Source organism: Legionella maceachernii (genome assembly GCF_900167045.1).
Classification (GTDB): Bacteria; Pseudomonadota; Gammaproteobacteria; order Legionellales; family Legionellaceae; genus Tatlockia; species Tatlockia maceachernii.
On the sequence record NZ_FUXJ01000004.1, the window covers coordinates 16937 to 40884 of the forward strand.

The window sequence follows — 23948 nt, forward strand, 5'->3', positions numbered from 1 at the left end:
AGCAATTATTTGCATTCAGTTCTTCTGAAAGGCAAATACCGGGGTTCCCAAAATAAATCTTGAATCAACTTCTCGATCTCTGCATCTTGATTCTTTTGTGCTAATCCTTCTTTTATCGCCGTAGTAGCCACGGCGACGGCAATGTGTTTAGCGACCACTTGTGCTTCATTAAGTGAAGGAAGCAACGGAGCGAAGCTGTGCTGTTTACTGGGTGCGTATTCACTTAATGTGGAAGCTGCGGCCCAGATCATTTCTTTGGATAATCGCGAAGCTTGTACCGCGATAATTCCTAAACCTATTCCAGGAAAGACTAACGCATTATTGCATTGGGCAATTTCTAATAAACGGTTTTGATAATCTACTGCAGGGAAAGCAGTTCCAGTGGCTATTAATGCTTTGCCTTGACTCCACGCTAAAAGATCAGCAGGTTGTGCTTCACATTTTTCATCAGGATTTGAAAGAGGAAAAATAATAGGGCGCTCACAAGCTGAGGCCATGATTTCCACAATTTCTTGAGAGAAAGTACCGGGTTGGGCGGAGCAACCGATTAAAATAGTAGGCTTCACTTGCCTGACGGTGTCAGTTAAGCTGGGTAGTTGTTTATTATGAGTAGGCCACCAAGCAATTTCAGCTTTTGCACGCGCATAAGGTTTTTGGGCCTCTGTAAGTTCTAAATCAGAATCCACTAAAAGGCCTTGGCGATCGATAAGCCAAAAGCGTTTATAAGCGTCTTCCTTACTTAATCCTTGCCTCATCATGGCTTCAACGATCTGATCGCTTATACCCGTCCCTGCAGAACCTGCACCAAAAACCACAATTCGATGATCGGTAAGATTGATGCCAGTCACATCGCAGGCAGCCAATAATGCCGATAAAGTGACAGCGCCCGTGCCCTGAATATCATCATTAAAAGTGCATAATTGATCTTGGTATTGATCTAAGATTCGTCTAGCATTGTTTCGGCCGAAATCTTCCCAATGCAAGAAAGCATTAGGAAAATGCCTGCGCACCGCATCAACAAAAGTCTGAATAAAAGCATCATATTGCTCTTGTGCGATACGTGGGTGTTGACAGCCAAGGTATAACGGGTCATTAAGTAATTCTTGGTTATTTGTGCCCACATCAAGAAAAACGGGTAAAGTGCGAATGGGATTAATACCGCCACACAGGGAGTACACCATGAGTTTGGCAACCGGAATATCCATGCCGCCGATCCCTTGATCGCCAATACCCAATACACCTTCCCCATCTGTGACTACGATTAAATCGATTTCAGGATTTGAGCGATTGTTTATAATTTCTTCAATTTGATTTACATCAGAATGGGCAATATATAAGCCTCTTGGTTGGCGGTATTCATGGCTGAACCGTTTAACGGCAGTCCCTACAATGGGGGTATAAATGGTAGGAAGCATTTCTCCTAAGTGCTGGCTTAGCAGTTTGTAGAACAAAACCTGATTTTTATCATGCAAATTATTGAGGTAAATGTTTTGCTGAAGACGCGTTTTATAGCTGGAATATTGTAAATAACTGCGATTGACCTGCTCATCTAACGTTTCGATGCGATGGGGAAGTTTACCAAGTAAACCAAACGCACGCCGCTCTTCCCGGGTAAAAGCTGTGCCTTTATTCAGTTGAGGGATAGTGAGCAACGGTTTACCGAAGATAGCGGTTTCGATGTGGAGTTCTCCAGTTTGCTCATCACGAATAATTTTGAAGTCTAGCATAATTATTTTTCATCAAATCGAAAGGGCATAACAATAACTAATAAGCAGCATGTATTCAATGCAGTAAAAAATTATAGTTCTAAAATGAAGGGCGAACATGGCGTTAGTGTACCACAAATGGTAACATCGGCAGTTTTATTATAAATGCCCAGAGGTTGGTAATGATAAAGTACTTGTTGATGGCCTGCATGCCATTGATATTAGCTGCTTGTTCGACTCAAAGTAATGAACAATACTATCGAACGCATCCGCAAGTATTACAAGATGCGATAAAAAATTGTTCTACAGGGCAGTCCTCTCGGCTCAGTTGTGAACAGTTAGCCAATATTGCAACGAGTGTGAATGAGCTGGCTTTTCAATTGCAAATCAATCCGCAAGCGTTTGGTAAAAAAATACTGTCACTGCAAGAAACATTAGCGCGTCAACAAGCTGATTTAAACACCAATCCTAATCAACCCGCGCTTAGAGAAACAGTGAAAAAAAATGAAGAGCAGTTGGCTGAGTTTTTAGCAGTAGTCCGATGGATAGAATCCCCAGAGAGTTAGTATGAGAATTTTGGTAAGTAACGATGATGGTGTGTATGCCCCAGGCATACGAGCACTTGCTAATGAAATGGCGACCATTGCAGAAGTCGTGGTGGTTGCTCCCGATCGAAATCGCAGTGGTGCCAGCAATTCCCTCACTTTGACAAGGCCACTGAGAATTAAGCAATTAGATAATAGCTATTACAGTGTAGAAGGCACGCCTACTGATTGCGTGCATTTAGCTTTAACTGGGTTTCTTGAACCCACTGCTGACATGGTGGTTTCAGGAATCAATGACGGAGCTAATCTCGGTGATGATATTCTCTACTCAGGAACGGTTGCCGCAGCGATGGAAGGACGGTATTTGGGACTGCCAGCCATTGCCTTTTCGATGGTTGGGGAAAATATTCAGCATTATGATGCTGCTGCGGCAATTGCCCGGCAATTAGTTCTTAAAATGCGTGCTAATTTATTGCCGTCTCAAACGATCTTAAATGTTAATATTCCTGATTTGCCATTAGAAAAAATCCGGGGAATTGAAGTCACACGTTTGGGGACTCGGCATGCAGCGGAACCTGTTGTTAAGGAATATGACCCTCGTGGACGTCCGATTTACTGGGTAGGGCCTTCTGGCGTCGAAGCAGATGCTGGGCCTGGTACCGATTTTTATGCCATTGCTCAAAATTGTGTATCGATTACTCCTCTACAACTCGATATGACGCATTATAAGGTATTTGATACCTTATCTGCTTGGGTTCATGAAATTAATTGGAGCGTATAAATTGCATTTTTCTATGGCCTTACAATCAGATAACCGCTAAAGTGTAGTGCTAATTTACCAATACTATTCTTTACCCGAGATAAATATGTACAAATTGTGCGTATTAATACTAATAATACTGCTTGCTGCTTGTACCTCCAGGCCCAGCTTAGCCCCGGTGGTTGAGTTAAAATGGAAACCACAGAATCCCAATAAAACCACTCACATTGTGCAGCGCGGTGATACGCTTTATGCCGTTGCTTTTCGCTATGATCAAGATTATCGACAACTGGCTGCAATGAACCACTTGCATAGACCTTTTGCATTAAGAGTGGGTCAGGTTTTACGTGTTAGAGGAATAGCTCCTCGTGCTCGATTTTTGCCAATGAGGACAACACGTACTGCACGCTACGTAGCTCGCACTAAACAGAATAGCTATTCTAATGCCAAACCTCATAGGTATGGAGCAGTCTCTAATCAAGGTCAAAAATGGATTTGGCCTGTCAACGGTCGGGTTGCAGCCCGATTTGCTCCTCAGCAAGGAAAAAAAGGCATAGATATTGCTGGTAAAAAAGGTGAAAAGATACGAGCAGCGTCCAGTGGAGTAGTTGCTTATGCAGGCAGTGGGCTTTCTGGGTATGGAAATTTGATCATCATTAAACACAATGATCAATACCTTACTGCCTACGGTAACAACTCAAGAAATAGGGTTAAGGAAGGGCAAAACGTTAAAGCTGGACAAATTATTGCCGAAATGGGTGTTATCGATAGAAGATATTGGGGCGTCCATTTTGAAATTAGAAAGGCTGGGAAACCAGTTAATCCTTTGGATTATTTAAAGGGTTAAGAGAGCTTGGCTTGAAAAATAAGCAATTTGTACATATTTTATATGCCATAATGCTATGAAGCAGTGTTTTTTTCTTATTGAGATATGAACACATAGGTGAAATATGCAGGCAGATAACGAATCAATGAAGGAAGATGAAATTCCAGAAGAAGAGTGGGATGAATCTCCTACTGAGGAAGTGTTGCTCTCTGAAGAGCCAACTGACGTCGTTGAGGAAGTAGAGGAAGACCTCCCTGATTTTAGTGATGAAGAGGCATTCCCTAGTTTTCAGAGAGGCAGACAAGCGTCCAAAATTATGGATGCGACACAAATTTATTTGAGCGAAATTGGGTTTTCTCCATTGCTCTCAGCTGAAGAAGAAGTCCATTACGCGAGGCTCGCACTTAAAGGTGATGCTGCGGCGCGTAAAAAAATGATCGAGTCCAATTTGCGTTTAGTGGTAAAGATTGCACGGCGCTATCTTAATCGTGGATTACCGCTCCTTGATTTGATTGAGGAAGGGAATTTAGGATTGATGAAATCAGTGGAAAAATTTGATCCTGATCGAGGGTTTCGCTTTTCTACGTACGCCACTTGGTGGATTAGACAAACCATTGAACGGGCGATCATGAATCAAACACGCACCATAAGGCTACCCATTCATGTGGTAAAAGAGCTCAATGTTTATTTACGAGCCGCAAGGCAATTAACTCAAAAGCTTGATCATGAACCTTCAGCAGAAGAAATTGCAGAAATGGTGGACAAACCTCTTGAGGATGTTGAAAAACTACTGGGCTTGAATGACAAAGTGGCTTCTGTCGATACGCCTATTGGTTATGATGAAAGTAAATCGTTGTTGGATACTATTGCTGATGAAAACAGTATGAATCCAGCAGAGCTTTTAACGGATGAAAATTTGCGTAATCATATTGAATCCTTACTGGATAAATTAACAGAAAACCAACAACAGGTCATTGCAAGACGTTTTGGTTTGCGCGGTTTTGAAAAAGCGACTTTGGAAGATGTTGGCAAAGAAATTGATTTAACACGGGAACGCGTTAGACAAATTCAAGTTGAAGCCTTAAAAACACTAAGAGGACTCTTGGAAAGAGTAGGTTTGACACAGGAAGATTTGTTTTAAAGCATTAAGTAAGGCCAGCTCTCTCCCCTATGTCCTGCGACTTGCTCGCGGGACATAGAGTGATAGCCCCCGATTCCTAACTTAATGTCAGGAACTCAGTGCGGCTATTAGCCACTAAAATTAGAGCCTAAACTTTGCCAGCACTTGGAGTAATCCAATTGCCTTGCGGGATGCATTAATGCCTCTTCACTAATTAGCCAAGGCATTTTGGTTTCAAACATAAACGCTAAAGTATCTTTGTATCGAGTCGGTGTTAATTGTTGACTGACCGCATTTTGATACGTTTCATTATCTGGGCCATGCCCAATCATGCAATTATGGATACTGACGCCACCCGGCAAAAAGCCTGTTTTTTTCGCATCATATTCTCCATCAATTAACCCCATCAGCTCGCTCATGATGTTGCGATGAAAATAAGGAGGCCGGAACGTATGTTCAGAAACCACCCAGCGTGAGGGAAAAATAACAAAATCCATATTAGCGACACCCGGGGTGTCACTTTCAGAGGTTAATACCGTGAAAATTGAGGGATCAGGATGATCAAAGCTTACGCTATTTATCGTATTGAAAAGGGATAAATCATAGCTATAAGGGGCATAATTTCCTTGCCATGCTACCACATTGAGTGGGGAATGGTGCGATTGGGCTGTCCAAAATCGTTGCTGATATTTGCAAAAGAGCGTCACTTCTTCTTCTCTCTGATCTTCAAAGGCTGCCTGAGGGTAGAGAAAATGCCGGGGGTTCGCTAAACCGTTGGCGCCAATGGGACCCAGTTGGGGCAATGTAAAAGGGGAGCCAGTATTTTCGCAAAGATAACCGCAAGCCAAAGGACAAGACAGATCCATCTTAAATTTTACTCCACGAGGAATCACTGCAATTTTGCCAGGAGTCAGAGGAAGTCGACCAAACTCTGTGTAAAGAAGAATTTCTCCAAGATAAGGCACCAGCAATAGTTCACCGTCACTGTTACTAAAATAACGGTTGTTCATCGAGCGATTGCATTGGTAAATAAAGGCGTTTGTTAGGTTATTGCCGGCGATGTAAAATAAGCCATCGATGAAATCTTGGGGATTGGTAGGGCAGGGTAACGGAGACCAGCGCCATGGATTAGGCGCCTGATCTTTTGCCTGGACAAGCCTTTTCCCTTTAGAATAGGGGACGTAATCTTCATGCACTACCGAAGGAAAGGTTCGATAAAGCCAGCTGCGTAAATTCACATGCCTTGGCCTTGTGAAAGCACTTCCACTTAATTGCTCTGCGTATAAACCGAATGGACATTGTTGAGGAGAGTTTTGTTCTTTGGGTAGTGCTTTAGGAATTGCTTCTGATTGATGGTAATTACCAAACCCTGATAGATACACCTTTGTCTCCCTCAATAGCGGTGATTCTTATTTGGAATTGTCTAGAATAACTTGAAAAAGTTAAAAAAGTCGAGACCGATAAGTCTAGTCAGCGTTCTTTTTAATACAATGGCGATGTATAATCACCCCATTTAAGGTCGTTTCGCTGAGGTAGACATTCATGGCTGGACATAGTAAATGGGCTAATATTCGTTTTCGCAAAGGTGCACAAGATGCTAAACGGGGTAAAATTTTCACTAAGCTAATTCGAGAAATTACGGTTGCCGCACGCGCGGGCGGTGCTGAAGAATCATCCAATCCAAGATTACGTGACGCGGTGAGTAAAGCCCTAAAAGCCAATATGAAACGCGATACTATTGACGGTGCAATCAAGCGTGGTGCGGGTGGTTTAGAAGGCGAAAGTATGATGGAAATGCGCTATGAGGGCTATGGTCCTGGGGGTGTTGCTATTCTGGTTGATTGCTTATCCGACAATAAAAACCGCACTGTTTCAGAAGTTCGCCATGCATTTACAAAACACGGTGGAAATTTAGGAACAGATGGTTCTGTTGCTTACCTATTTAACAAACAAGGTGAAATCCTTTTAGCGCCTAATCAACCTGAAGAAAAGGTTATGGAAATTGCAATTGAAGCGGGTGCGGAAGACGTGATTACGGAAGAGGGACAAATAGAAATTATTACCGCCGCCGATAATTATCATACAGTATTGGCTGCTATTCAGCAGGCAGGGTATGAAATTGAACAATCACAGCTCACTATGCGTGCTCAGACAATGGTGCCTTTGGATAAAGAATCTGCCGAAAGCTTAATAAAGTTAATTGACATGCTGGAAGATTTGGATGATGTGCAAGAAGTACACAGTAACGCAGAATTTCCAGAATCTATCTTTGAATGAATGCTTAGCAGACAGTAGTAGGTGGGAGGCCTTGGTCTAATAGTAGATCTTGGCCCAGCCTACTTTGATTTCATGTTTGTCGAAAAGGTATGTATCAGTGAGTATCATTTTAGGGATTGACCCAGGATCACGCATAACGGGTTATGGCATTATCAAAGAAGAAAATCGAAAGCTCCATTATATTGATAGTGGATGCATTCGCACTTCCGAAGGCCTATTAAGCCAACGTCTATTGGAAATTTTCGATGGGATCTGTCAGTTAATGGATCATTATTCGCCCGATGAGGTAGCAATAGAACAGGTCTTCATGCACCAAAACCCCAATTCGGCACTGAAGTTAGGGCATGCGAGAGGTGTTGCCATGGTTGCCGCGGCTTCACATCGAGTTAAGGTAAGCGAATATTCAGCGCGTGAAATTAAGCAGTCGGTTGTGGGCTATGGCGCAGCGCAGAAAACTCAGGTAAAGCATATGGTTGTCAATATTCTTATGCTCAATCGTGCCCCACAGAATGATGCAGCAGACGCTTTAGCCATAGCCATATGTCACAGCCATATGCGCCATGGCTTAGCTGCCCTACAACAAGCCCGACAGCAAGGTATAAGGAGTCGTGAGAAATGATAGGTTGGTTAAGCGGGCAAATCGTTGATAAACATCAATTAGGGAAATTAGTAATAGATGTGAATGGCGTGGGTTATGATGTTGAAACATCCTTGCAAACGTTTTTTCAACTCGAATCGCATCAAGGTAGAGTAGGATTACACATCCATACCGTTGTGCGAGAAGATGCGTTGTTGCTTTATGGGTTTTTAGATAAGCTTGAACGCGCCTTATTTCGTGCTTTAATCAAAGTGAATGGGGTTGGGCCTAAAATGGCAATCACCATTCTTTCCGGTATTACTCCCCCTGACTTTATTCAATGTATTCATGATCAAAACACCTCGTATTTGACTAAATTGCCCGGGATTGGTAAAAAAACAGCCGAGCGTTTGATGATCGAAATGAAAGACAGCATTAAGCAGTTTGGTTCGAGTGATTTAGGTCAATCGATGACTAAATCAGTGATAAATCTGCGTGAACAAGATGAGGCCATTAGTGCTTTGGAAGCGTTAGGGTATAAGCAGCAAGAAGCCATAAAAGTGATTAATAAAATTGATGATGGCAGTAAAACGTGCGAACAGCTGATTAGACAAGCATTGCAATTGTTGAGTAGCCGGTAACAAGCAAGCCTGTATGAAACGCAGTGTCAGCATTTATGCCACAATTTCTAGGGCTATGTCTATGAGTCACCCACCAGACGCTTGTTGTATTGGAAAATACACACGAACAATTAATCCTGTTCCAACAGTAGGGGAGTCTAGCTCTACTCTGCCACCATGCAAGTCGGTAATTTGTCTTACAATCGCCAGACCTAATCCGCTACCTGGGCTCTTATTTCCTAAAACGCGGAAGAATCGTTCAAATACCCGAGCTTGTAATTCACTGGGTATTCCTGGACCATTATCGCAAACTTCGAGAATTAACTCTGACTTTTTGGCATGGACACGAACAGACACTTTGCCATTGTCTTTGCAATAGCGTATTGCGTTATCAACGAGATTACGCACAAGAATACCTATGGCAGTTGGATTTCCGGCAAATCCCGGTAGATTTTCGTCGTGCTCAAATTCAAGTTCGATTTGTTTCTCTACCGCGTTTGGCGCTAGCATGGCGAGTACTTCACGTGTGATTTTGACTAAATTGACGTCATCAATATCATTAATACTCGCTGCTTCAGGAACTAATTTACTCATTGTAAGCAGTTGTTGCACTATGTGGGTGCTGCGGTTTACGCTAGCAATTAATTTTTGCAACGCTGAATTTTTTTCCTCAATGTCATTGGTATTCAATGCAACCTGAGCTTGCGCTTTTAGTGCTGCAAGAGGGGTCCGTAACTCATGTGCTGCGTCAGCGGCAAAACGTTTTTCGCGCTCAAAGCCTTCTTGGAGACGATAAAATAATTTATTGAGCTCATCAATTACAGGCTTAATTTCTTCCGGAACTTCCTGCAAATCCACAGGCTCTAAGTGAGTCGGTGCTCGATTAGCCACTTCTTGAGCAACCCGGTCCAAGCTGTCTAATCCTCGACCAATAATAATCCAGATCAGCAAACCCGATAAAGGGAAGGTCAGCAGCATGATATAAAGATCGTCTTGAGCAATGCGATGACCTAATTCGTTGCGAGTATCGTAGCGCTCAGCTAAAACGGTGCGTACACCAGCTTTTTCATTGTAGGCAGTGAAAACTCGCCATTTTTGGTTGCCGAGCATTCTATCACTGAAACCATCGATTTCAGCTGCCAAAGGAATTTTAGGCGCAGTAGGTGAATGCAGTAGAAGCTTTCCTCCATTAGTCCACACCTGAAAATTAAATTTCTCCATGTAGTTTTTGGGAGGTAGTTCGTTCAAAAATCGACGCTGGTAATAATTATCAATTTTTTGTGGAATGAGTTCTAAGGCATCCTGAATTTTGTTCAGTGGACGCTGATGAAGATCATCGCCTAATAACGCTTGATAGGAGAGAGCTGAGATGGCCATCAAAGTATCCAAGTGCTCTTGAATATCCTTTTGGTCGAGATAATAATTACCGATAGCAGTAAGGGTCGTTGTGATTGTAATTGCTAATAATAGATTAAATAGCAAAAATTTCCGAATTGAAGATCTCACGGTACTTAATTACTCTCGTTTTTTTCTGCCATGTACCCCACACCTCGAATAGTGCGAATAAAATTGGCATTGAGTTTTTTCCGCAAGTTATGAATATGAACCTCTAGGGCATTAGAATCTACATCTTCATCCCAACCATAAATACTTTGCATAAGCTGTTCACGTGATAAGACTTGGCCGCTGTTTTCCAGCAATTTTTGTAATAAAGCAAACTCACGTCGCGGTACATTGATCATGACATCATCGACGTAGACTGAATGTGCAGCAGGATCTAATGTAATGTTTCGATATTGTAAGACAGAATCAGCGCGTCCTTGTGAGCGTCTAACAAGTGCTCGAACTCGAGCACTTAATTCGTTTAAATCAAAAGGTTTAGTCATGTAATCATCAGCGCCACTATCGAGTCCCTTAATCCGATCTTCGACGGTTTCACGGGCAGTGAGAATAATGACTGGCGTTGCATTTCCATCATGACGGATGGCCTGAAGAAAACCTAAGCCTGAGAGTTTAGGTAGCCCCAGATCAAGAATAATAAGTTCGAAAGATTCAGATTTTACTGCAGCTCTTGCTGCTTCGCCATCCTTTAGCCAGTCAACGACATAGCCAAATTGAGTGAGGCCTGCTTTCACTGCATCACCCAGTAATTCATCATCTTCAACTAGTAGCAATCGCATTCCTGCTCCTAATGGTTAAACGATTCTAACGTGAATCGCTAGAGGGTTGACTTTCGATGTCTCTTTCAATGAGGTGCCTGGTTAAGTATATTGCTTGAATAAAAACAAATACTAATGTAAAGCCAGCACCACCAAATAATTTGAAATTAACCCAGATGTCGGTACTGTAATAATAAGCAACATACAGGTTAACACTACCCATTAAAACAAAAAATATAGCCCAAGCAAAATTTAATCGGTACCACACCTTCTGCGGTAAGCTAATGTTTCCTTCCATCATCTTTTGGATCAGCGGTTTTTTACTGATCAAAGGCGAAATGAGAAATACCAATGAAGTAAGCCAATAGATTCCGGTGGGTTTCCATTTAATAAACCAAGGGTTATGAAAAAATAAAGTGGCTCCACCTAATACAAAAATTAACCCAAAGCTAATGAGATGCATCTTTTCATAGCGCTGATGTTTAAACCGATAAAACACCACTTGAAAAAGGGATGCGGCCATAGCAATAGCAGTGGCGTTATAAATTCCAAACAATTTATAACTTAAGAAAAAAATAAAAATCGGAAAAAAATCAAAGAATAATTTCATAGCCCTAATTCATTTTTTAATATTTCTTTAAGTATATCACACGATTTCTAACTCACTTACAAGCCTTAAACTTTATGACTAAAATGCGTGGCATCTGAAATTTCAGGGCTATCAGGGTTATTTTCAAGTTGAAAAGCCGCTTTTTCCAAAGCGGTTTCCACAAGATTGAAAGCTTGCTTTTGCATCTCAGGTTCTCTTAAGGACATTATTTTGGCTAGCAAGATCTCCACTTCTTTTTTTACGGCGCTCATTTGCGCGTCTTCGGCTTCCATTCCCCCGTTGCTAAGTGGCCTAATAACGATATCGGGTAGAATACCTGTAGGCTTATGTTTGGATAGGGATTGGAATTTTCGCTTTTCGTCAGGTGAAAAAAAAGAATGGTAAGACCTTTTAACAGAAAACGAAGTGGCTTGTTCTTCTGATTCGATAGGCGAATCAATGGACGTTGGATCGGAGTCGCCCATCAGCATATCAAAGCGTTGTTTGAGTTGTTCTCGAGAATAAGACCGAGTAAAGTAAGCATCTAGCCAATTCACCAGTAATTCTGGTTTATCCACCTGTATTTGTAATGGTTTCGCAGGATCACTGGGATGAGTGATAAAAAAATCGGCGGTTGCCTGAAAGCAAGCCAATTTTTCACCGGGATAAATAATGCAATTTATTCCTTTTTTCGCACTAAGCCAAATCACTGCAGGACTTTCTTCGGTAAGATAGCCGCGTGAACGATGAAGCCAAAGATCAAAGCCACCTTCCTTTTTGTGGCGTTTTGCAAAATCCTGTGCATCTTCCTCAATCTTACTCTTTAATGCATCTTGCTTGTAACACTCTATGAGTTCTTGTTGGTTTTCTACAAAATCAGGATCGCTATTGATCCATTCTTCCCATCGCACGATTTTAAAATGCTTGCCTTTCTCAATGGCCAATTGATTGATTACAGCAATTTTGGCGTCGATAGGGCTGTACTCAGGTTTTATTGCTTGGCGTAGTGCAGTAAATTGTTCTGTGGTTAAATTAAGCTTATTTAAAACATTATTTGCTTCTTCGCCAGGAGTATTTCTAACCAGCTCATATAAACGCTCAAATTCATGAATTGATAAATGGAATGGCAATAAAAATTGCGTTAGATTTTCTTGAAGGTAATCGTCTCCAAGAGCGAGAGCTTGCCTTTCAAGTTCTGCTTTCTCGTCAGCGGCTAAATCCGCTGTCATGGGTTTTAGATTGTGCCAACTGACTTTATCTGCCACGAGGAAAGTAGTAAATTCTTTACTTTGAGTATCCATTTCAGACGCATTGTCTTTTTCTGACTCCTCGTCAGATTTGCTTTGACGTTTTTTAGTCTTTGCGTTGTAGAGCTTGTCAGCACTTAAAGGATCAGGTTTAGTAGGACCTGCGAGTGCACGTTCAATGATCGCGCCTAAATACTCCCCGGCACAATGCTCCTTACCTCGTATGCTCAAGAGCACCAAGCTTTGGATACCATGTATACCTTTTAAATTTTGCGCATCTTTTCCATTAAATTTGGCAGTAAGAATATGCCCATCTTTAGGGCCATGAACTCGAGGCATTTGTTTTCCTCAGAATAAAACTTTTAAATATTTATAAAAAAATCTTTAAAATTCAATATAATTAATTGCAATTTATTTCCCGATTTTCCAAAAATTATAAAGAATCGCATTGTTTATTTTAGCATGGATTCATGATTTTTTTTTCGAAAATCGCCCAGAAATTCTAAGACTCCCATTTTACTATTAAATAAATTAAGGAAATATTAACTTCACCATCTTTTATGAGCTATTACTTATGAACTAGACTAATAATTTAGCAGAAAATCGATTAATTTGATATTTAGGTGATTAAACTCCATGTCTTTAACGTGTTATCATAATGAAGAATAAAAGAATTTAATAACGAACTTATCCTCATAATAAGTTGGTATAGCTTAGAAAGGTGAATCATGACTTTTGAGGGAAAGGAAGAGCTTCTAAATATTATCGATGAAAAAGACGAAGAAATTGCTCGTTTAAAAGCCGCTTTGGAGCAAGAAAAGTTGCAATTTAAAAATGAACTCACCGAGGTTCAGGATTATTATGAAAATATTCTTGCCATAATGCCCGGCCACGTCTACTGGTTAGATAGGAACAATGTTTTTCTTGGCTGTAATGACTTGCAAGCGAAGAATGCTAAATTGGAATCTAGAAAAGAGATCGTTGGAAAAACCAATTACGATATGCCGTGGAAAGATCAGGCTGATGAATTAAATAGGCTGAATACTCTCGTGATGGAAACGGGGGTGCCTCATGCAGCGGAAGAGTACGCGGTAATGGCAAATGGATTGGCTATCTATTTTTCACAAAAAACCCCGCTTCGCGACAAAAACAATCGTATTATCGGTGTCTTAGGAATTTCAATTGATATTACTGAGCGTAAAAAAATGGAAGCGGCTTTGCGCCGAGCGAAAGAGTCAGCTGAAGTGGCAAACCACGCGAAAACGGAATTTATTGCGAACATGAGTCATGATATTCATACGCCATTGAATGGAATAGTGGGGTTATCCAAAATTTTGGAAGAAAAAATTCATGCCACTGAAGAAAAGCAATATGCACGTTGGATTAAGGAAAGTGGGGAGCAACTGTTAAGTTTATTAAATAGGGTAGTGCAAGTGATATCCAAAGAGCTCATTGAAATGGAGGTGAACGAAGAAATAGTGGAATTGCGTCAATCGGTTCAGAGCATCGTTCATCTTCTTTTACCCGCCATAAAGCTGAAAGGCCTTGAGCTAATCCTTGATCTGGACGAAACAATACCCAAAAAATTAATCACAGATAGAGCGAAACTCCACCGAATTTTATTCAATCTTCTTGATAATGCGATTAAATTCACTGAAAAAGGGACTATCACGCTCAAAATAAAAGTCATTGTGGATGACAAAGAGTACGTACGATTACAATTTAGCGTAGAAGATACTGGAATCGGTATTCCGGAAGAGTTGCATATTCAAATTTTTGAGCGCTTCTTTTGTGTTGATCCTACTTATCAGGCCGAACAAGGTACGCATGGGCTTGGATTGCATGTCGCCCAAAATTATGTCGGTTTATTAAGCGGGGAAATAGAAGTAGACAGTGAGCCGGGTAAAGGTTCGTTATTCTACTTTACTTTGCCAATGAAGGTAGCGGATAGGCAAGATAATTCTTAAAGCAATAACATATAAAAATCCTAGCCAAGCACTAATTTTTGTCCCGGTTTTAATCGACTTGTATCGATATTCGGATTGAGCTGACTCAGTGTTTGGACACTGGTGTTATTACGTTTAGCGATGCTACTTAAGCTGTCTCCTGTTTTTACGGTGTATACTCCATATTGCACAACGCGCTTCCAGATGATTAATTGTGAACCGATTTTCAAACCTGATGCAGCATTAGTTTGGTTCCAATTTTGGATATCGATTGAGGTTACATTGTATTTCTTTTCCAATGTTTGATAAGTATCGCCTGGTTGTACAATATGGATCACTTTATAAGTCTGTGTGGTCGGTGGTTTGTCGATTTCTACAGGGGGCGTGGTTTTAGGGATTGCAGCAACAGGCGCATTTTTGCTGCTTGGAATCAAGATAGATTGCCCCAGCTTTAATTTATCCGACTTCAATTGGTTAAGCTCGCGAATGAGTTTTACTGTTGTAAAATACCTTTGAGCGATCGAGCCTAATGTATCGCCGCTGTGCACTTGGTGGCGTGTCCAGCTGACTCGTTTATCGACAGGAACAGTAGCGAGATTGCGATTAAAATGCACTACCTTGTCTGCAGGAATAAGTAATTTAAAGGGTTTGTAGGGTGCGGTTGCCCAGCGATTATAGCCCGGATTGAGTTTAATGAGATCCCTATAAGAAATGCCAGCCAATTTCGCTGCGTGATTAAGATCAATTTGGCTGCCTATATTGACTTCTTCAAAATAAGGCACATGAGGTATATCGGGGAGTGTCACCCGGTATTTTTGCGGGTATTTAATAACTTCAGCTAAAGCAAGTAAGCGAGGAACATACGCTTTGGTTTCACTGGGTACGGGTAAAGACCAAAAACTGATATGGCGCGATGATTGGCCACTATTTTTGATGGCGCGAGAGACGGTCCCTTCGCCCGAATCGTAAGCAGCGATGGCGAGGAGCCAATTGCCATTAAAATATCGGCATAAATGGGTTAAGTAATTCAGTGCACCGTCAGTGGAAGAGCGGATACTGCGCCTGGCGTCAAACCACCAATCTTGTTTTAAACCCAAATCATTTCCTGTTCCAGGCATAAGTTGCCACAGCCCCGCAGCACCTACTCCAGAATAAGCAAAAGGATCATAAGCGCTTTCGATCATGGGCAACAGTGCCAGTTCGCCAGGTAGTCTTCTTTTCTTTACTTCAGTAACGATATGATAAATATAGGGCTCAGCCTGTGCTAATTTTTGTAAATAGCTGGGATGAGTAATCAACCATTGGATTTGGGATTGCACATCAGGTTGATTAACCTCATGGTTAAGAGTGAATTGGCTGCGTAGGACATCCCAAACATTGGGTGCTGGGCGTGAATAAAGCGCATGAGGAAAAATAGATAAGCTGCAAAACAGAAGAAAAAAACTAATAAAAGCTAAGGAGGAAAACTTCAATGCGAAACCCTTATTTTTATTATTTGGGGAACAGTGTACTCGATAATAATAAAGCAATAAACCTTTTATTTTTCAAGACAACTGCATATCGCAAGCCTCGTAGCGTTGAGGATCTCCTTGGCTGACCTCAGGGTGACACATTGCATTCAGGAGGAAAATTGTTGTGTGTCAGTGTATCAGAACTTATCTTTTTCTGCTCGGATTTGCCGAAAAACAGATAAAGAATCCTGTTCCTGACAACCCTTCAGCTTTGCATATTCCTTGACCGCTGCTACTTGAATTCTAAAAAAAGGATTAATTTGCTTTTCAAGAGTAATCGTTGAGGGCAGGGAGCAGGGGGGGACTTGATTCAGTAATTTTTGCAAGTGATGATAAATTGCTGGATTATTAGGTTCGACTGTGGCAGCGAAACGAAGATTTTGTTGCGTGTATTCATGGGCACAATAGACTTGGGTGTCATCGGGTAATGTTTTAAGCATTTGTAACGAATCATGCAATGCTTCGATGCTACCGTCAAATACGCGTCCACAGCCTGCTGAAAATAAAGTATCACCGCAGAATAGCCATTTTTGCTGTGGCTCATAAAAGCAAATATGAGTGGACGTGTGTCCAGGTGTAGATAAAATGGTAAATTGATATGAATCCAGCGCTAAAATGTCTCCACCCTGCAGAGTATGTGTCACATACGGGATACGCATGTCTTTAGGACCATATACCGATAGATGGGGATATGCTTTAAGCAAGCCGGCTGTTCCGCCAATGTGATCAAAGTGATGATGAGTGAGCAAAATGGCTTCAAGCGTTAAGTTTTTCTCCTTTAAAACTTCTAAGACAGGGCTCGCATCGCCTGGATCCACACAAATGACTTGCTGTTTGTTCATCCCTTCAATAAGCCAGATGTAGTTATCGCTCAATGCTGAAACCGGTATTACTTTCATTTACATTCCTTTTCTCAGCGCTTTCTCCTTTCTAAAGTTTATGCTAAAGGGTCTCTACAATAAAGGAAGAAACACCGGGATTAAAAAGGGTGCTCAAGTGCTTTAGCGCTGTTCTCATTTCTTCAGCAAGAACATAAGGAGGATTAATAATCCATAAGCCACAGCCAGTCATTCCAGTTTGAATGGACTGTGTTAAATTAAATTCAATGCGTAACGCGCTTTGCGCGTTAATGCTTGCCATTGCCCGCAATAACTGCTCGTGAAGCCGGTTATCAATAATGGGATACCAAAGGCAAAAAACCCCTGTAGCAAAACGATGATAAGCTGATTTAATCGCTTTGGGCACTTCTTTATAATCCGTTTTTATCTCATAAGAAGGATCAATAAAAATAAGGCCGCGGCGCTCAGTTGGCGGAAGCAAGGCATTAAGATTGGCTATTCCATCGCTATGACTAAAAAAAACTTTTTTTCCACCGTGCGGTAGTTTTTGCAAACTTTCAAATTCGCGTGGATGCAGCTCACAGCAATATAAGCGGTCTTGTGGACGCAGCAGATCAATAGCTAAGCTAGGTGAGCCGGGGTAAAAACGCAATTCTTCTGATTCATTGACATGGTGAATGACATGAAGGTATTGAGAAAAAACAGCCGGCAATTTAGCTTTTTGTAACCAAAGCAGGCTAATCCCTTGAAGATTTTCACCTGTTTTCATCGCTTGGCTATTTTTCAAATCATACATGCCTCGACCCGAATGCGTTTCAAGGTAAAAAAGGGGCTTCTCTTTGCTGGTCATGTAAACCAAGACGCGCGTAAGCGTTAAATGTTTAATGACGTCGGCAAAACTACCCGCGTGGTATCCGTGTTGATAACTGAGCATAGGATTAGAAAGCACAATAAGTTTGGGCTGCAGTATATACCCAAGCTAGTTTAAAATGCTATTTTTAGCTTTAATTGAATAGGGCAAACGCCTCTCCCTTTTGAACGTAAATAGTTCTCTTTTTGGCTGCTTCTCGCGCTTTATGGGCGAGATCCATACCTCCAATCAGGATAGCAGCTTGCATTTAGCGCATAAAAGGAACTTTTTAATGCCATTAGAGGCGGTACCCTGTTTTATTCAAGGTTAGAATTTGGCCATTCTTTATCGCCAAATAAGGGGCCAAATAATTCAGAGCAATTGTGGATCTGGCTCCAGAACAAATCACCAAAGTCAAAATGCCACCATTCGTATTCGTAAGTAGTAAAGCCAACTTTTTCGAGGACAGCACGTAGGAGTTGTCTTCTTTGCTTGATATTTTTTTCTTCCAAAGTAAGCTCTGTTAATTGCTCAAAATAATCTCGATGTGCTTTCTCAGTGCAATCGTCAAAGGGAGTGCCCATCTCGAGTTCTTTGCCACTGGCTATTTCAAATAGGGTTAAATCGATAGCCCCCCCACTGAGATGAGGAGAGCAGTAGTTATCACCTATTTTTGCTGGTAAGGTGACGTATTTTTTCGTTTCTTCAAAATTTTCCTGCTCAGTGAGATGGGGAAATTTACTCTGAATTTCTTTACGCATCCATTCAAAAAGCGCTGCTTGAGTAGCTCTCGGGCGATACACGTCCCAGACGAGAAAGCCGAATTCTTGAGGAAGTAATTCGATAGCTTGAAGCAAGCGTTTAAGTACGGCATTTCTACCATAAATATGAGGCGAAGAACTAAACCCAAGCTCAAAATAGATAGGGCGGATAAAAATCCGCGGATGAAGGCCATTGGTCAATTCAACCGCTTCAAATTCGGTTGGGTGAAGTGTATTTTTTGCTGCCATCTAGAGCTTCCTGAAGAACTTCGATCATTGAGCTAACGGTTTAATTTCCTCATCATATTGTAAAGCCCGCTTAACGACTTTACGCCCATAAAAAAAACGTCCAATGACGTTGGTAACAAATTGATTTACTAAATGAGGAAAAAAGGGCATGGGTCTTAAAACATCAATAATGAGTACCGCTCGATAATCATCGCTTTCATTTTTTACTTCATGGGGCCAGGAGTCATCAAATAAAACGGCTTCCCCTTCGCGCCACGTATAAGGCTGATTGTTGACAATGATTTGAGGGGGATTATTTTGTGGTATATGAATGCCTAAATGATACCGTAAATAACCGATATAAGGGCCTTTATGGAGTGGTATGGATTTTCCTGGCTCTAGGATAGAAAAAAAGGCTTGAATTAAATGGGGGACCGTTTTTACTAAACGACAAAGGGTTGGACATAAAGTTTGCGCTTTTTCCAATTCATACCCCAAAAGGTAAAGCATAAACACATTCCAATTTTTTTGAGTTGCATCGGATATGTCGGCTTCCCCCGGATCAATATCATGGTATCGGGGTAATTGCTGCGAGTGGGTTAACACATTTTCAAATTCTTTTTTTATCACTGAAAACTGCTTTGTTACCTCATTTAGGGCAGGGAAAGTGTGTTCAATATTGAAAAAAGTGGGGCGCTTATCATAACCCACATAACGCCCATATAGGTTATTAACAATATCTTTAAAATAATGATAGTCCATTACTTCTTCCGAAAAGAATTAAGGGTTATGAATCTAGGGTATTAAGAGGATGAAGTCAATTGCTTACTACTAATAAAAGCGCCCAGCATCCCATTCATCCTAAGCAATAAGAATAAATGATTAAAGCCTCAAAGCGCAATTGAACTGAAAATTCTCTTCATAATGCAGCGCTAGGTTTTTGATACAAAATTCGACAGCGGTTCGGAAGTCCTTCACTTTTGCTCAGGATGACAGGGGTATTGTCGTCCCGAACGAAGTGAGGGATCTCCTGAAGGAGGGCACTGCCAAGAGTTGGGAGGTCCTTCGCTTTCGCTTAACGGTATTGTCGTCCCGAACGAAGTGAGGAATCTCCTGAAGGAGGGTATTGCCAAGAGTCGGGAACTCCTTCGCTTTCGCTCAGGATATATTTTCTTTGCTGCATCCGCACTGTAATGAACTTAAAGTGAACCGCTAAACAAAATATTGTTTTTTGAACAAGTGCCTACAGTACTGTCTGTTAAACTCAGCTTATAAAACCATCCCATTTACTTGGGCATTCCACATTGTTTTGAAATAGCTTTTTGGTTTATTCATCAGTTTATCAAAATGACCTTCCTCGAGGATTTTTCCATTATCCATAACCACAATTCGATCCATATAGCGAATTGTTGAAAGTCGATGGGCAATAGCAATGACTGTCGTCCCGTTTTTCTCCAAAATCGTATTAATGGATTGTTGAATTTGCTGTTCTGTGACTGTATCCAAGCTAGATGTTGCTACATCTAGAATAATGATGGGTGCATTTTTTAAATAGCCCGTGCGATGGCGATGCGCTGACCCCCGGATAGATAACACCACGTTCACCGGTTAGGTCGAATGATGTTTTTTTTCACGAACAGAGCATATTAAAACTGCTGTGAATTACACTAACTCCCATATCGTGTTGAATAAAGAACGATGCATTTCCGCCACATGAGGATTTTCTATGAATATTGCGAGAAATGGCTCAACGATTTGAACTAAAATGACATAATGACCGTAGATTACCATGTTAATATTAAGTCGCATATGAGCAGGAAGTAATTTGATACTATTCTCGCAGACAATTTTTGACTGTGTGCAATAATGCGAATGGCTTTTATTGTTATCTTGCAAAATCAATTTGATGTTTGGCACCAGTAAAGAGCGTTTTTGCATGAACTCTTTGAAGTATTCGGGGTCAAGTTCATACCATTTATCCTGATCGGAAATCACAAGATATTCATCGCCCCGCTTTAGAGTGATTAAGATATTGTCGTAAAGCAATTTTATCCCGGATAAACCTTGATATGTTTTGATGGTATTTACGGTAGGTGAGCAACGTAAATAATCTTGAACCAGGGCAGGCATGATAGCGTTTAAGGTTTGTTTTTGATTTTCCAGTAATAAGGCGAGTTTCTCGGGCGACTCAGCTACATATAACTTTCTTACCCCTTTAATTTCAACATGCATCAATCCTTTAGTTATCAGTGTTTCAATCAAGCCGTAAACCGTTGCCCGTTTAAGCCCACTTTCGAGTGATAAATTTTGCGCTGTCGTGGGTCCCATCCTTAGAGCTGCCATATACAATAGAGCTTCTTTTTCGGATAACCCCAATGATATAAGACCGGGAAGCACTTGATTATTCATAGCCATTCTCTGTTGTCGGTTTTGACGACAAAATATCATTTTTTTACAAAAATACCTTGTTTTATAATAGCGTTATATTCTGGAATTATCGACATTTTATTTGGGGAGGGGATTATGACTACGATTGCAAGCTTAACCAAGCGATATATCGAGGGTATTTATCAAACCAAAGCTTTCATGATAAAAGAAAGCCCGATGACCTTACACTCAGGTAAGAAAAGTCATGTGTATTTAAACCATCGTCAGTTTTTGACGAACACGGATTATCTCACTGTGATTGCAAAACTCTATTTTGAACTCATACAGAGCAAAAGTTCCGATTATTGTTTGGGTATTGTGGACTCCATTATGAGTCCGATAATTGTTGGTGCAATGAGCGTTTTATTTAAAAAAAATTATGTAATTATACAGAAAAAAGCTATGGGACATGGGACGCAAGAGTCAATTTTCGGCACGAGTCAAAAGCCCATTGTGTTGATTGATGACATGACTTCAACAGGAGAAACGTTAATTGACGCGGCACATAAAATTCGTGAGAAGGGTGGAGTAGTCAATTATGCAGTTATCAGTGCTTATCGTGAAACAAATGCACTCGATAATTTACGCTCACATGACATTGAGCCGTTGGCCATTGCAAGTTTTAACGAAATTGTGAATACATTATTCGAGTCATTTACAGAGCAAGAAAAAATGATTGTGCAACAATATCCACTTATTATGGACTGATGGTTATGTTCTCTCTATTCGGCATTTGTTTTTTAGCAGGCTGCATTGGAGCATTGCTGCAAGGCATGGTTGGCATAGGTACTGGTATTATTATTGTTCCTACACTTACCTTTATCCTGCCGTATTATCATTTTCCACCTGATATTGCTTTTCATATGGCGATTGCAACAGCGATGACAGCTATTGCTATTAACTCTCTAACGGCTTTAATCCATCATTACCATCATAATAATATTGACTGGAAGTTATTTCGTCTTATCGTTGGATTTAGTACTTTGGGTTCGGCAATCGGAGCACTTATTGCTGCGTTTATAAACGGCTATTTATTAAAAATTATTTTTTCAGTGTTTCTTATGAGTCTTGCCGGTTACCTTTTATTATTTAAAAAATCACACCATGAAATATCCGAAACGATGCCTTCTAGTGATGCAACGAGTGTTAAATTGCGATGTGTTGGTTTGGGGATTGGTTTTATTGCAAGCTTTGTGGGTTCGGCAGGAGGGATTTTAATGGTTCCTTTTCTGCGTAAATTAAATTACCCGATGCGCTATGCCGTCGGAACTTCTACTCTAATCGGCTTACCCATTGCATTAGCAGGCTCTGCTATTTACATCGTACTGGGTAGTATAAAAATGCCGAATTCTTCAGCAACTATTGGTTATCTACATTGGCCTGCTTTATTAGCGATTACTCTAGCAGGACTTTTCAGTGCACCTTTAGGGGTTAGATTGGCCACAAAATTACCCACTCTTTTATTACAACGCCTATTTGCTTTCATGATGCTAATCATTGGGCTAAAAATGCTAAATGCTTAAGGTTTCTTCCCAATTGTCTTAGTGCATTATCTGTTTTAATATAAATCCAATGTATTGTCACCTGAACGCAATACCCATGTCTTTGCGTTTTTAAAAATAAATCCATCACTGTCAATGTATCGTTGACTATAAATGGCTTGATGGGAGTTAAATCACTCAGCGCGTTATAAACCAACGTATCCTTTATAGGGAATTTTTATTTGGACAAGGGATTACATAAATATCTTATTTGGTTAATTATCACGCTATTTGTTGTTTATGCATTCTGTCTAAATACAGCAGCAGCTGTGTTTTCAAGCGCGATTAAACTGACGCTTGGGGTAAGTGACATTCAAGCATCGATCGCTACAGGCGCATTTATTTTAGGTTTTGCAAGCCTGCAAATTCCTGCAGGCTATTTCTTAGATAAATTCAATGCTAAGTACGTGGTCAGTTTTGGTGTATTTTTGTTGGCAATAGGAAATAGTCTTACCTCAGTCACGACGAATCTTTTTCTCTTCACCTTGTCGAATTTTTTACAAGGGATGGGGGCTTCTTTTTCTTTTGTTGCTGCGGCTGTGCTGATAGCCCAATGGTTTAGGGAAAAAGATTTCCCCATTTTATTTGGTTTGACACAAGCACTCGCCTGCATTTTTGCAGGGATACTTCATTATTATTTTATTATTACTTTAAGGGACCATTCATGGAATTTTATTTACAGGGGGCTTGCTATCAGTGGTTTTATTTTATTGTTTTTAGTTTTATTTTTTGTGAAGAGTCCTTCACGCCAGGTAAGCAATCAATCGCTTTCATTGAGGGAATCCTTAAATTTAACTTTAAAGAATAAGCAAATCGTGCTGTGTTCAATTGCCGCAGCTGCCTCATTTGGTGTCCTGCTTGCGTATGCCAGTTTTTGGTACATGAGCGTGCAGTCATTTTACTCAGTGAGCAAGTTGGATGCAGCGATAACGAGTGGCATGATATTTACGGGTATTGGGGTTGGCACGCCATTATGGGGATGGTTTTCCAATCGAGTAAAATCGAGAATGATGGTGATTCACGTCTCTTTAGTGCTTGGGACGATGGTATTATTGTTAGATTTATACCTTCCCCACTTAAACGTGAATACCTTAGTTTTTACTGAAATCACGTCTTTTTTTACTGGCTTTTTATTATCTGGTTCAATGCTTTTTTATACTGTCGTGAGTGAAATTTCAGGTAACCAAACGCGCGGTGTAGCCATAAGCGTGTTAAATACCCTGGTTTTTTTATTTAATACGTTGATGCTATTTATTCCTTATTTATTTATCACAGCTCAGTCGAAACAGTTTTTTACCCATTTGTGGGTCCTTCCTTTTTCTATCTTGTTTTCTATCTTAATCATGTATTTTATTAGGGAGCCCAAAGTTCATACTGAGGATAGCGAAATAGTGCATCATAATTAGTCCTGGAGTTCTT

The 23948-nt window shown here is 40.7% G+C and carries 24 protein-coding genes; 11 read left to right on the forward strand and 13 right to left on the reverse strand.

Annotated features, from left to right (window positions below; all coding sequences use genetic code 11):
• Nucleotides 1-5 precede the first annotated feature (5 nt).
• Nucleotides 6-1727 carry an NAD-dependent malic enzyme gene (locus tag B5D33_RS03400; protein WP_058453241.1) on the reverse strand — a complete coding sequence of 574 codons (1722 nt, stop codon included), beginning with the start codon at nucleotides 1725-1727 and terminating at the stop codon, nucleotides 6-8.
• A 161-nt stretch (nucleotides 1728-1888) separates the two neighbouring features.
• Between B5D33_RS03400 and B5D33_RS03405 the strand changes: the two genes are divergently transcribed.
• From B5D33_RS03405 to rpoS, 4 genes are all read left to right on the forward strand, one after another.
• Nucleotides 1889-2272 (forward strand): hypothetical protein, encoded by a 384-nt coding sequence (locus B5D33_RS03405; protein ID WP_065240038.1) that lies wholly within the window; start codon nucleotides 1889-1891, stop codon nucleotides 2270-2272.
• 1 nt (nucleotide 2273) lies between these two features.
• Nucleotides 2274-3032 carry a 5'/3'-nucleotidase SurE gene (gene surE, locus B5D33_RS03410; RefSeq protein WP_058453239.1) on the forward strand — a complete coding sequence of 253 codons (759 nt, stop codon included), beginning with the start codon at nucleotides 2274-2276 and terminating at the stop codon, nucleotides 3030-3032.
• 85 nt (nucleotides 3033-3117) lie between these two features.
• Complete coding sequence (locus tag B5D33_RS03415) at nucleotides 3118-3858, forward strand: peptidoglycan DD-metalloendopeptidase family protein (RefSeq protein WP_058453238.1); 741 nt, start codon at nucleotides 3118-3120, stop codon at nucleotides 3856-3858.
• Nucleotides 3859-3961: 103 nt separating this feature from the next.
• Complete coding sequence (gene rpoS, locus B5D33_RS03420) at nucleotides 3962-4978, forward strand: RNA polymerase sigma factor RpoS (RefSeq protein WP_058453237.1); 1017 nt, start codon at nucleotides 3962-3964, stop codon at nucleotides 4976-4978.
• 107 nt (nucleotides 4979-5085) lie between these two features.
• Here the strand turns inward: rpoS and hmgA are convergent, their stop codons facing one another.
• Nucleotides 5086-6339, reverse strand: a complete 1254-nt coding sequence (gene hmgA, locus B5D33_RS03425; RefSeq protein ID WP_058453236.1) for a homogentisate 1,2-dioxygenase — start codon at nucleotides 6337-6339, stop codon at nucleotides 5086-5088.
• A 160-nt stretch (nucleotides 6340-6499) separates the two neighbouring features.
• On the opposite strand from hmgA, the gene B5D33_RS03430 reads away from it, so the two are divergent.
• The 3 genes from B5D33_RS03430 (at nucleotide 6500) to ruvA (ending at nucleotide 8452) form a co-directional block, all read left to right on the forward strand.
• Nucleotides 6500-7234, forward strand: coding sequence for a YebC/PmpR family DNA-binding transcriptional regulator (locus tag B5D33_RS03430; RefSeq protein ID WP_058453235.1), 735 nt, complete (start codon nucleotides 6500-6502; stop codon nucleotides 7232-7234).
• Between the two features lie 97 nt (nucleotides 7235-7331).
• Nucleotides 7332-7853 carry a crossover junction endodeoxyribonuclease RuvC gene (gene ruvC, locus B5D33_RS03435; RefSeq protein WP_058453234.1) on the forward strand — a complete coding sequence of 174 codons (522 nt, stop codon included), beginning with the start codon at nucleotides 7332-7334 and terminating at the stop codon, nucleotides 7851-7853.
• Nucleotides 7850-8452: a Holliday junction branch migration protein RuvA gene (gene ruvA, locus B5D33_RS03440; protein WP_058453233.1), complete on the forward strand. Its 603-nt coding sequence runs from the start codon at nucleotides 7850-7852 to the stop codon at nucleotides 8450-8452. The genes ruvC and ruvA overlap by 4 nt, the downstream gene beginning before the upstream one ends.
• Nucleotides 8453-8518: 66 nt before the next feature.
• On the opposite strand, the gene B5D33_RS03445 is transcribed toward ruvA, so the two are convergent.
• The 4 genes from B5D33_RS03445 to B5D33_RS03460 form a co-directional block, all read right to left on the reverse strand.
• Nucleotides 8519-9937: an ATP-binding protein gene (locus B5D33_RS03445; protein ID WP_058453232.1), complete on the reverse strand. Its 1419-nt coding sequence runs from the start codon at nucleotides 9935-9937 to the stop codon at nucleotides 8519-8521.
• Between the two features lie 5 nt (nucleotides 9938-9942).
• Complete coding sequence (locus tag B5D33_RS03450) at nucleotides 9943-10611, reverse strand: response regulator (protein WP_058453231.1); 669 nt, start codon at nucleotides 10609-10611, stop codon at nucleotides 9943-9945.
• Nucleotides 10612-10636: 25 nt separating this feature from the next.
• Nucleotides 10637-11200, reverse strand: a complete 564-nt coding sequence (locus B5D33_RS03455) for a septation protein A (protein WP_058453230.1) — start codon at nucleotides 11198-11200, stop codon at nucleotides 10637-10639.
• 65 nt (nucleotides 11201-11265) lie between these two features.
• Nucleotides 11266-12765: a hypothetical protein gene (locus tag B5D33_RS03460; protein ID WP_058453229.1), complete on the reverse strand. Its 1500-nt coding sequence runs from the start codon at nucleotides 12763-12765 to the stop codon at nucleotides 11266-11268.
• A 389-nt stretch (nucleotides 12766-13154) separates the two neighbouring features.
• Here B5D33_RS03460 and B5D33_RS03465 point away from each other — a divergent pair, with 389 nt between their 5' ends.
• Entirely contained in the window at nucleotides 13155-14393 is a 1239-nt protein-coding gene (locus B5D33_RS03465) for a PAS domain-containing sensor histidine kinase (RefSeq protein ID WP_058453228.1), read from the forward strand.
• Between the two features lie 20 nt (nucleotides 14394-14413).
• On the opposite strand, the gene B5D33_RS03470 is transcribed toward B5D33_RS03465, so the two are convergent.
• From B5D33_RS03470 to B5D33_RS03500, 7 genes are all read right to left on the reverse strand, one after another.
• Entirely contained in the window at nucleotides 14414-15844 is a 1431-nt protein-coding gene (locus tag B5D33_RS03470) for a lytic transglycosylase (RefSeq protein ID WP_058453227.1), read from the reverse strand.
• 176 nt (nucleotides 15845-16020) lie between these two features.
• Nucleotides 16021-16782, reverse strand: coding sequence for a hydroxyacylglutathione hydrolase (gloB, locus tag B5D33_RS03475; RefSeq protein WP_058453226.1), 762 nt, complete (start codon nucleotides 16780-16782; stop codon nucleotides 16021-16023).
• A 43-nt stretch (nucleotides 16783-16825) separates the two neighbouring features.
• Nucleotides 16826-17656: a 23S rRNA (adenine(2030)-N(6))-methyltransferase RlmJ gene (locus B5D33_RS03480; RefSeq protein WP_058453225.1), complete on the reverse strand. Its 831-nt coding sequence runs from the start codon at nucleotides 17654-17656 to the stop codon at nucleotides 16826-16828.
• A 233-nt stretch (nucleotides 17657-17889) separates the two neighbouring features.
• Complete coding sequence (locus tag B5D33_RS03485) at nucleotides 17890-18582, reverse strand: M15 family metallopeptidase (RefSeq protein WP_058453224.1); 693 nt, start codon at nucleotides 18580-18582, stop codon at nucleotides 17890-17892.
• 24 nt (nucleotides 18583-18606) lie between these two features.
• Nucleotides 18607-19323 carry an aspartyl/asparaginyl beta-hydroxylase domain-containing protein gene (locus B5D33_RS03490; RefSeq protein ID WP_058453223.1) on the reverse strand — a complete coding sequence of 239 codons (717 nt, stop codon included), beginning with the start codon at nucleotides 19321-19323 and terminating at the stop codon, nucleotides 18607-18609.
• A 507-nt stretch (nucleotides 19324-19830) separates the two neighbouring features.
• Complete coding sequence (locus B5D33_RS03495) at nucleotides 19831-20157, reverse strand: hypothetical protein (protein WP_058453222.1); 327 nt, start codon at nucleotides 20155-20157, stop codon at nucleotides 19831-19833.
• A 66-nt stretch (nucleotides 20158-20223) separates the two neighbouring features.
• On the reverse strand, nucleotides 20224-20970 hold the full coding sequence (locus tag B5D33_RS03500) for a TrmB family transcriptional regulator (protein ID WP_058453221.1): 747 nt from the start codon (nucleotides 20968-20970) through the stop codon (nucleotides 20224-20226).
• Between the two features lie 114 nt (nucleotides 20971-21084).
• On the opposite strand from B5D33_RS03500, the gene B5D33_RS03505 reads away from it, so the two are divergent.
• The 3 genes from B5D33_RS03505 (at nucleotide 21085) to B5D33_RS03515 (ending at nucleotide 23935) form a co-directional block, all read left to right on the forward strand.
• Nucleotides 21085-21696: an orotate phosphoribosyltransferase gene (locus tag B5D33_RS03505; RefSeq protein ID WP_058453220.1), complete on the forward strand. Its 612-nt coding sequence runs from the start codon at nucleotides 21085-21087 to the stop codon at nucleotides 21694-21696.
• Between the two features lie 5 nt (nucleotides 21697-21701).
• Nucleotides 21702-22511, forward strand: coding sequence for a sulfite exporter TauE/SafE family protein (locus tag B5D33_RS03510; protein ID WP_058453219.1), 810 nt, complete (start codon nucleotides 21702-21704; stop codon nucleotides 22509-22511).
• A gap of 200 nt (nucleotides 22512-22711) precedes the next feature.
• Nucleotides 22712-23935: an MFS transporter gene (locus tag B5D33_RS03515; RefSeq protein ID WP_058453218.1), complete on the forward strand. Its 1224-nt coding sequence runs from the start codon at nucleotides 22712-22714 to the stop codon at nucleotides 23933-23935.
• Nucleotides 23936-23948: the final 13 nt, after the last annotated feature.

Excerpts from the sequence above, each read along its gene's own strand:
- B5D33_RS03500 (WP_058453221.1), bottom strand. The coding sequence starts at position 20,970 with ATGAATAATCAAGTGCTTCCCGGTCTTATATCATTGGGGTTATCCGAA.
- gloB (WP_058453226.1), bottom strand. The coding sequence starts at position 16,782 with ATGAAAGTAATACCGGTTTCAGCATTGAGCGATAACTACATCTGGCTT.
- B5D33_RS03400 (WP_058453241.1), bottom strand. The coding sequence starts at position 1,727 with ATGCTAGACTTCAAAATTATTCGTGATGAGCAAACTGGAGAACTCCAC.
- ruvA (WP_058453233.1), top strand. The coding sequence starts at position 7,850 with ATGATAGGTTGGTTAAGCGGGCAAATCGTTGATAAACATCAATTAGGG.
- B5D33_RS03480 (WP_058453225.1), bottom strand. The coding sequence starts at position 17,656 with ATGCTCAGTTATCAACACGGATACCACGCGGGTAGTTTTGCCGACGTC.
- B5D33_RS03465 (WP_058453228.1), top strand. The coding sequence starts at position 13,155 with ATGACTTTTGAGGGAAAGGAAGAGCTTCTAAATATTATCGATGAAAAA.
- B5D33_RS03505 (WP_058453220.1), top strand. The coding sequence starts at position 21,085 with ATGACTACGATTGCAAGCTTAACCAAGCGATATATCGAGGGTATTTAT.
- B5D33_RS03405 (WP_065240038.1), top strand. The coding sequence starts at position 1,889 with ATGATAAAGTACTTGTTGATGGCCTGCATGCCATTGATATTAGCTGCT.
- B5D33_RS03415 (WP_058453238.1), top strand. The coding sequence starts at position 3,118 with ATGTACAAATTGTGCGTATTAATACTAATAATACTGCTTGCTGCTTGT.
- B5D33_RS03455 (WP_058453230.1), bottom strand. The coding sequence starts at position 11,200 with ATGAAATTATTCTTTGATTTTTTTCCGATTTTTATTTTTTTCTTAAGT.
- surE (WP_058453239.1), top strand. The coding sequence starts at position 2,274 with ATGAGAATTTTGGTAAGTAACGATGATGGTGTGTATGCCCCAGGCATA.
- B5D33_RS03450 (WP_058453231.1), bottom strand. The coding sequence starts at position 10,611 with ATGCGATTGCTACTAGTTGAAGATGATGAATTACTGGGTGATGCAGTG.
- B5D33_RS03510 (WP_058453219.1), top strand. The coding sequence starts at position 21,702 with ATGTTCTCTCTATTCGGCATTTGTTTTTTAGCAGGCTGCATTGGAGCA.
- B5D33_RS03485 (WP_058453224.1), bottom strand. The coding sequence starts at position 18,582 with ATGGCAGCAAAAAATACACTTCACCCAACCGAATTTGAAGCGGTTGAA.
- B5D33_RS03430 (WP_058453235.1), top strand. The coding sequence starts at position 6,500 with ATGGCTGGACATAGTAAATGGGCTAATATTCGTTTTCGCAAAGGTGCA.
- rpoS (WP_058453237.1), top strand. The coding sequence starts at position 3,962 with ATGCAGGCAGATAACGAATCAATGAAGGAAGATGAAATTCCAGAAGAA.
- B5D33_RS03490 (WP_058453223.1), bottom strand. The coding sequence starts at position 19,323 with ATGGACTATCATTATTTTAAAGATATTGTTAATAACCTATATGGGCGT.
- B5D33_RS03460 (WP_058453229.1), bottom strand. The coding sequence starts at position 12,765 with ATGCCTCGAGTTCATGGCCCTAAAGATGGGCATATTCTTACTGCCAAA.